This is a genomic window from Spiroplasma sp. hy2 (assembly GCF_044714365.1).
Lineage (GTDB): Bacteria > Bacillota_I > Bacilli_A > Mycoplasmatales > Mycoplasmataceae > Spiroplasma > Spiroplasma phoeniceum.
This window is the reverse complement of the sequence record NZ_RXFZ02000384.1, coordinates 1-2,205: the sequence shown is the minus strand read 5'-3', so window position 1 is coordinate 2,205 and position 2,205 is coordinate 1. Positions and strand designations below refer to the sequence as shown.

The window sequence follows — 2,205 nt, the reverse complement described above, 5'->3', positions numbered from 1 at the left end:
TATTTTAACGTTTAAAAAATTTAAAGCAAAATCATAATCTTACACAAAATTAGTTTTCAAATTGTCATATTGATGATTTTTTTTATTTCATCAAGAGTTTTCGACAAAATTAAAGAAAATAAATAGACTTTTTTATTTGAACTTGGTATATAATAATTATGCATTGTTTTATAATTTAGAAAATAAAAACACTTAAGGAGTGAAAAAATAAATGAACAGTTTATTATTAACAAGCGTACCACCAAATCCAGAATGAATTACGCCAAGTAATACACCACATAATATTTTGGCAACATATGGCGGATGAATTCATATGTATGCTGTTTTTATTACAATAGGAATGATTTGTTCGGTTTTAGCCTGTTTTATTCGACTAAAATTAAAAAAGGTTCCGATTGAACCATTAATTTGATCAATTTTTGCTATTATTCCATTTTCATTATTTGGAGCAAGTTTTTTTGGAAAATTTAATAATGATGTTAATCATCCTTGAATTTTAGAACCAGGTGATGTTCCATTTTGGTCTTTATTTGCGTTTTGAAAAGCTGGGATGAGTATTCATGGTGGTGTTTTGTTCGGAACAATTACTGGCTTAATTGTTTTTGGCATTGTTGGTCGAAAAGCAAAAGTTTCACTTTGAGTTTATACGGATTGTATTATTCCAAACATTTTATTAGGACAAGTATTAGGTCGTTGAGGTAATTTTTTTAATTATGAATTATTAGGAAGTGTTACTTCATATGATTCATTACGGTGATTACCAGCTTTTATTCGGGATAACTTATGGCAGTGAGATGGTTTATCACCAGAAAAAAATAACCTTGGTGAAATTGTCTTTCGCCAACCTATCTTTTTATATGAATCATTCTTTAATTTCTTAGCATGATTATTTATTACTTTTTTTATTCCTGTTGCTGGACAATTATTTAGTAAAAAACCATGGAAAAAAGACCCTAAAGAATATCCTTTTGATTTAAAATATAATTTTATTCATTTTTTTAATCGAAAATATCTTAAACCCGATAAAATGACTTGAAAAGAAGTTTGGGATAAAGCATATTTTAACTATGTACCAAACCAAAAGCGATTAGATGAAATGGCTAAAAAAAGTGGGCAAATAGATAGTTCAAAAGAACAAACTGGTTTTACCAATAGAATTAAAAAATGATGACATAATGATAGTGCTGCATTAACAAAATTAAATAATCCGGGGTGTTATGCAATCACACGTAGCGGGGTGCAAACTGGTTTTTATTTCTTTTTATGAAATTTGATTCGTTTTATTTTAGAAACACAACGTGATGATGACACAAGTTTATTTATTAAAAATCATCGTACGCTAGATTATACGGTCTTAATTTTAATTGCCCTAATTGGTTTAGGATTAGCAATTTATGCGCAATGAGGAGCGCCGAAAAAATTCCGCAAAAATAAATTTATGTATGAAAAAGAATATGTTGATTTTCATAGTTTGCAAACATGAAAATTTGAAAAATATTTAAATAATAGTATCATTATTGGCGAAGATAATTATGTTAATAAATTACCAGTAGTCATTAAGACAAAAGTTATGGAATTCTTAGGATATCAAGGTGAACCTTTTGAAAAATATTTTGAATTAAAATATGTTAAAACAAATGAACAAGAAGCAAGCAAGCACGAAGTTATTAATTATAGTTTTAAAATAGTTGCTTTACCAGAAACAAATAATAAATTTATTGATGAATTAGTTGTTAATCAAACTTTTAAACTTAATTTAAGTAAAATTTTACAACAAACAACATTAATCTTATCAAAACCTGATGATAATAATTATTTTACCTTAACGAAAAAACAATTGGGATTATTATTAAATGCTATTATTCATACTCCTGAAAAGGTAAATGAAATTAAAACGAGATGGTATCAATTTTATCCTCATATTAATGAACAAAAAACAACAATTTTTGATCTTGATTTGAATGATTTAATTGCTTTTGATGAATTAAAAATTAATCCAAAAGCAAAAAAAATTGAAATATCAAAATTCCAATTTAAAGAAAATCAATTTTATTACTTTAATAAAAAAATTGCTTTTAAATTAAAACTTTAATTTTGTCGAAAACTCTTGATGAAATAAAAAAAATCATCAATATGACAATTTGAAAACTAATTTTGTGTAAGATTATGATTTTGCTTTAAATTTTTTAAACGTTAAAATATAAT

1 protein-coding gene is annotated in these 2,205 nt (G+C 25.4%); it reads left to right on the top strand.

Annotated features, from left to right (window positions below; genetic code table 4):
* The first annotated feature begins 211 nt into the window (after window positions 1–211).
* Complete coding sequence (locus EHV01_RS06820; RefSeq protein ID WP_422066798.1) at window positions 212–2,092, top strand: prolipoprotein diacylglyceryl transferase family protein; 1,881 nt, start codon at window positions 212–214, stop codon at window positions 2,090–2,092.
* Window positions 2,093–2,205 lie beyond the last annotated feature (113 nt).